3 protein-coding genes are annotated in these 6417 nt (G+C 56.2%); all 3 read left to right on the forward strand.

All coding sequences use genetic code 11. From position 1 onward, the window contains the following. Entirely contained in the window at window positions 1–2694 is a 2694-nt protein-coding gene (locus VGL22_RS04090; protein ID WP_465265612.1) for a glycoside hydrolase family 3 C-terminal domain-containing protein, read from the forward strand. A 236-nt stretch (window positions 2695–2930) separates the two neighbouring features. Beyond that, the gene (locus tag VGL22_RS04095) at window positions 2931–4544 is read left to right on the forward strand and encodes an alpha-L-fucosidase (RefSeq protein WP_465265613.1); all 1614 of its coding nucleotides are present in this window, start codon (window positions 2931–2933) and stop codon (window positions 4542–4544) included. Between the two features lie 131 nt (window positions 4545–4675). Beyond that, window positions 4676–6265, forward strand: a complete 1590-nt coding sequence (locus VGL22_RS04100; protein ID WP_465265614.1) for a GH39 family glycosyl hydrolase — start codon at window positions 4676–4678, stop codon at window positions 6263–6265. Window positions 6266–6417: the final 152 nt, after the last annotated feature.

The raw sequence follows: 6417 nt of genomic DNA on the forward strand, positions 1-6417 counted from the left end.
ATGAGCAGATACATGACGCATATGAAGCGGATTTTTGTTCTGGGTGCTGGATCGCTCTTCCTTGCCTTGGCCCTACAGACTGCGGTCGCGCAAGGTGCAGCGAGTCCTGGGTATCTGGACACCAATTTAACGCCTGAACAGAGGGCTACCGACCTGGTTCACCGTATGACTCTTGCGGAGAAGGCTACACAGATGCAGAACAACTCCGCGGCAGTTCCACGGCTCAACATTCCCGCGTACCAATGGTGGAGTGAGGCCCTTCACGGAGTGATCAATGAAGGTGTAACCGAGTATCCCGAGCCCATCGGCCTGGCTGCAACTTTTGATGTGTCGGGCATTCACACAATGGCGGCTCAGATCGGTATCGAGGGGCGCATTAAGAACGTGCAAAATGCGCGCGAAGGTCACACGGGAATCATGGGAGGTCTCGATTTCTGGTCACCGAATCTGAATATCTTTCGCGACCCGCGCTGGGGACGAGGTCAGGAAACCTACGGCGAAGACCCATTCCTCACTGCTCGCATGGGCGTTGCCTACGTGACCGGACTGCAGGGAAACGATCCAAAGTACTATCTAGCCATCGCGACCCCGAAACATTATGCCGTACACAGCGGTCCGGAGCCGACGCGCCACTTTGCCGATGTGGACGTGAGCAAGCACGATGAAGTCGACACCTACGAGCCCGCTTTCCGCGCCGCCATCGTAGAAGGCAAAGCTGGCTCTGTGATGTGCGCGTACAACGCAATCAATGGCGAGCCCGCCTGCGCAAGCCAGTACCTGCTTCAGGACCAGTTACGCGGCAAATGGGGTTTTCAGGGGTATGTGGTATCGGATTGCGACGCTGTTCGCGACGTAGCTGCCAATCATCGCTACCGCCCAACCCAGGCACAAGGCGCGGCGATTTCTGTAGTCAGAGGCATGGACAACGAGTGCGTCACCTTCACCTCAAGATTTGGAGAGCCTGTCGAAAAGGCATATTTCGATGCGGTGCAGCAGGGATACCTGCCTGAAAGCACACTCGACACGGCGCTCGTCCGCCTGTTCACCGCTCGGATCAAGCTCGGGATGTTTGATCCTCCGGATATTGTTCCGTTTACCAAGATCGATGAGAAGGAACTTGACAGCGCCGAACATCGTGCGCACGCACGCAAACTCGCGAATGAGTCCATGGTCCTGCTCAAGAACGACGGTCTGCTTCCCCTCAAGCCGGGGATCAAAAAGATCGCCGTCATAGGCCCGCTGGCGGACCAGACGAGGCCTCTGATCGGAAACTATGCTGGTCAGCCAACCCATATCGTCTCCATCCTCGACGGCCTGCGCGCAGAGTTCCCGAACGCAACGATCACGTTTGTCCCTGGTACCCAGTTCCTGCGCACCGATGGAACATCTGTGCCGGACAGCCTTCTCACCACTCCCGACGGCAAGCCCGGCCTAAAGGCTGACTACAACGAAGGCATGCGGAGGGGACCTGGGGAAGCGAATACCAAACCCCTCGTCAGCCGTACGGAAACCAATGTCAAGCTCACGGAAAACAATCTGCCGGCAGAAATCGCCCCTAGGAAGACCTTCGGAGTGCAATGGTCTGGATTCTTCACACCCACAGAATCGGGCGACTTTCTGCTCGGGATTCGCTGCGAAGGATTCGGCAGGCTCACGGTCGATGGTAAGCAGATAGCCACTGCGTGCGGCGGTGGCTCGCGAGGACTCTCATCCGGCGTGGGCCGCGTTCACTTCGAAAAGGGACACAAGATCGCTCTCGAGGTCTCCTACGGAACCAGAAACAGCGGAACCAGGAGCACCAAGCCGAATGCCGAGCTGATCTGGGCTAAACACAACGACGCTCCTTCGCAAGAAGCCATTACCGCTGCAAAGAACGCCGATGCCGTGATTACCGTTGTGGGAATCACGAGTCAGCTCGAAGGCGAAGAGATGCCCGTAAGCGAACCGGGATTTCTCGGCGGAGATCGAACCAGCATTGATCTTCCTCAGCCGGAAGAGGATTTGGTCGAAGCCGTGGCAGCTACCGGCAAACCGCTTGCCGTGGTTCTCCTGAACGGCAGTGCCCTGTCGGTCAATTGGATCAACGAGCATGCCAACGCCGTCCTCGACGCGTGGTACCCGGGAGAAGAAGGCGGAGCGGCAGTGGCCGAAACGCTCAGCGGAAAGAATAATCCTGCGGGTCGGCTGCCGGTTACGTTCTACACCGGCGTCAGCCAATTGCCAAATTTCGAGGACTACGGTATGGCAAACAGGACCTACCGCTATTTCAACGACAAGCCGCTCTACCCCTTTGGCTATGGCCTCAGCTACACGACATTCAATTACAGCGACCTCAATGTTCCGGTGCAGGCGGTGCCTGCGGGGCAGCCTGTGAGTGCCGATGTGACGGTGACGAACACAGGCAAAGTCGCGGGAGATGAGGTTGTTCAGGCCTATATCAAATTCCCTGCTGTGAAGGGCGCGCCGCTCACAGCTCTTCGCGGATTTCAGCGCATTCATCTCGAACCGGGTGCGAGCCAGAAGGTTCATTTCGACTTGAAGGACCGCGATCTGGGCATGGTGACTGAAGATGGAAATCCAATCATCGCGCAAGGCGATTACATTATCAGCATCGGCGGAGGCCAGCCAGACACAGGAGAACCAGCAGTTACTGGAAAGTTCCGTATCGATGGCCAAATACCGTTGCCGGAATAAAGCCACACATCTGGTTGGCGTCCAACAACAAAGGGGGATGAATGCACAGACGGGATTTCTGCAAACTACTTGCGATCGCCGCAGCATCCAAAGGTGTGCCATCCACGGGGCAGACAGCACAGGAGAGCCAGCCTGGATTGCCAAGTGGGTTCAACCAATACACGCAGGACTACGCTCAGTTTTGCGCTCTGCCGCCGGAGAAGAGGGTCTTCTACAAGGTGAGCGACGGAAAGATTGTGGAAGAACGGCTGGACGAAGCGACGTGGCAACCCTCGGCGTGGAACTACAACCCCGTAGCGCAATCAGTCGCGGGCGGACTGTGGGACGATGTGCCCTTGCAGTCGCCCATCCAGGATCTCGCGGGCGATGGTCCGTTCAAACCCACGTGGGATTCACTGCTCGAGTACGAAGCGCCAGATTGGTACCAGGATGCTAAGTTCGGCATCTGGGCTCACTGGAGTCCGCAGTGCGTTGCCGAAGCCGGTGACTGGTACGCGCGCAACATGTATATCGAGGACCAGCGCCAATACAAATACCAACTCGAACACTTCGGTCCGCCGTCACTGTTCGGGTTCAAGGACCTTTGCGCCCAGTGGACTCTGCTGAACTGGGATCCGGACGAGCTGATTACGCGCTACAAAAATGCGGGCGCGAAGATATTTGTCGCTCTGGCAAATCACCATGACAGCTTTGACGCGTGGGACTCGAAGCATCAGCCCTGGAATGCTGCTGCAATTGGTCCTCATCGCGATGTGATCGGTACCTGGGCAACAGCGGCGCGAAAACAGGGTCTGCGATTTGGCGTGACAGTGCATCAGGCGCGTAACTGGTGGTGGTTTCAGCCGTCGCACGCCGCCGACAAGTCCGGCGCAAAAGCGGGCGTTCCATATGATGGCCATCTTACCCAGTCGGAAGGGAAAGATCAGTGGTGGCAGGGGCTCGATCCTCAACGGCTTTATGGCGTGAAACACCCAGCGAGTGCATTGCCCGATGCATCCTATGTCAAGAACTTCTACGACAGGACGCGCGATCTCATCGACCAGCACAATCCTGACCTGCTTTACTTCGACGACTCGCTCCTGCCGCTCGGCTGGGCAGGGATGAATATCGGCGCGTACTTCTACAACCACAGCATTCGGCAAAACGGTGGCAAGAACGAAGCCGTTCTCAACGTCAAAGACGTTCCCGACCGGCTGGCCAAAGCTGTTGTCGCTGATTATGAACGAGGGCTGACTGCCGAGATCATGAAGCATCCCTGGCAGTCCGAGACCTGTATTGGCGCCTGGCATTATCTCCGCGCTCTCTACGAAAAGCCCGGTCCATACGGCGGCTATCTGCCCCCGCGGGATGTTATCCATTGGCTGATCGACACTGCAAGCAAGAACGGAACATTCATTCTGGATGTTCCGGGTAGGCCCGACGGAACCATTGACAGCAAGGAAATCGCAGTGCTCGACGGCATCACAACGTGGATGCGGACCAATGGTGAAGCAATCTATGAGACTCGGCCATGGAAGATCTATGGTGAAGGGCCCAACAGCATAAAGGCGGGATCTTTCCAGGGTGGGAGTGTGAGCAAACTGGGAGAAACAGATATCCGATTCACGTGCAATAAATCCAGGACTGCGATTTTTGCGCTGGTGCTGGGCTGGCCGACAGAATCGTTCGCCGTGCAGTCTCTGGGACTTTCAGCCGCAACAAAACCAGGGAAAGTTGCGAAGCTCGAACTTATCGGGACCGACCAGAGAGTGAGTTGGAAGCAGCAGACCGATGCTCTAAGAGTTGAACTTCCAAAGCTCTATAAACCAGCGGTTGACTACGCTGCTGTGCTCAAATTGACATTGGCCTAAGCTAAACAGCTGCGGCTCGCTGGTAGATTAGCCGATGTCTTGTAGTCCGATCTAAACGTTGCGAAAACAGGTGCTAACATCACGTCGATTGTAGGAATCAGAACTTCAAAGCTCCGGAGAAGAACAAATTTATGCTTCATTCCTTCATGCGGCGCATGTGTATCGTTGTGCTTGGATTTCTTGCAGTCTCGCTCGCTTCCGCTCAGTCGAATCGGAACTCGTTGCGGGAAGTCGTCGCCAACGTGAAGGACACACGCGGTCCGGTTGACCACTTCTTCGATCTCTCAGTCGGCTCAGACTATCCCGGAACGTTGATTCGGGATGACAGCCAAGCCCAGCTCAAGCTTGTCACAGGCGAACTCGGTTTCCGCTACATACGGTTCCACGCCATCTTCCATGACGTCCTGGGAACGGTCCGCATTGAAAACGGAAAGATCGTGTATGACTGGACGAAGATCGACCAGCTCTATGACGATCTGCTGGCGCGGCATATCAAGCCATTCGTCGAACTCGGCTTTACTCCAAAGGCGTTGGCGACATCCGACAACAGCATCTTCTATTGGCATGGGAATACATCACATCCGAAGCCGGATGGCTGGCGCGACCTCGTTGACGCTTTTGTCCGGCACCTGGAACAGCACTACGGAAAGGACGAAGTTCGCACCTGGTACTTCGAGGTGTGGAATGAGCCGAACCTTGCCGGCTTCTGGGAGGGCGGCGATCAGAAGGCATACTTCGAGCTCTATGACCTCACCGCCAGGACAATCAAAACCGCCGATCCCAACTTGCGCGTCGGCGGCCCCAGCACTGCCGGTGCAGCATGGGTACCGGAATTCCTTGCCCATGTGAAGCAGAGCGGCGCTCCAGTCGACTTTGTGACGACTCATACCTACGGCGTCCAAGGCGGATTTCTGGATGAGAACGGAAAGAGCGATACCAAGCTCGATCCGTCTCCAGACGCAATCATCGGGGACGTGCGGCACGTCCGCGAGGAGATTGCAGCATCAGCGTTCCCCAGCCTTCCGCTCTTCTTCACCGAGTGGAGCACCAGCTATACGCCGCGCGATTCGGTGCACGACTCCTACATTAGCGCGCCCTACATCCTCAGCAAGCTAAAAGCCGGTCAGGGATTGGTGCAGGGTATGAGCTATTGGACGTACACCGATCTTTTTGAAGAACCGGGACCGCCAACGGCTCCCTTTGAAGGAGGATTTGGATTGCTGAATCCTCAGGGAATCCGCAAACCGGCCTACTTTGCGTACAAGTATCTGCATGCGCTTGACGGAAACAGCCTTGCAACATACGACCCGCGATCAATGTTGTCCACCAAAGACGGAAACGTAACTGCTGTCATCTGGGACTTCGAACAACCCGACCAGAAGGTCAGCAATCGCTCCTTCTATACAAAGGTGATTGCGTCCCATCCAGCCACGCCTGTGCATTTGCTTCTGACACACCTTGGCCCAAGTACCTCGTATCGCCTGGAAGTGCATCGCACCGGGTTTCATTCGAACGATGCCTACACAGCCTACGTCGAACTCGGTTCCCCGAAGCAACTGACTGAAGCACAGATCGCGCATCTTAACGACCTCACGCAGGATACTCCGGAGACGGACAAGGTCGTGCGCACTGGTGCCGACGGCACTATCGATACCACATTCCCGATGAACAGCAACGATATTGTCCTGGTGAAGCTGATGCGCAACGAGGCAACCAAGTGATTGATCTGCGGCGTTCATTACCGAAGGAGAGCAGATGAGCGAGAGGATGCGTCGAAGACTCTACAAGAATAGCTCCGTGTACTTTTTCGTCCTGCTAATCGCTATCACCTCTCTTGGTCCCTCGGGCCCCGCACTGGCCGCGGAGGACGCCT

The organism is Occallatibacter sp., assembly GCF_036502485.1.
GTDB lineage: Bacteria > Acidobacteriota > Terriglobia > Terriglobales > Acidobacteriaceae > Telmatobacter.

Bases quoted from the DNA above. Each gene is read 5' to 3' on its own strand.
- VGL22_RS04090 (WP_465265612.1), top strand. From the start codon at position 1: ATGAGCAGATACATGACGCATATGAAGCGGATTTTTGTTCTGGGTGCT.
- VGL22_RS04100 (WP_465265614.1), top strand. From the start codon at position 4,676: ATGCTTCATTCCTTCATGCGGCGCATGTGTATCGTTGTGCTTGGATTT.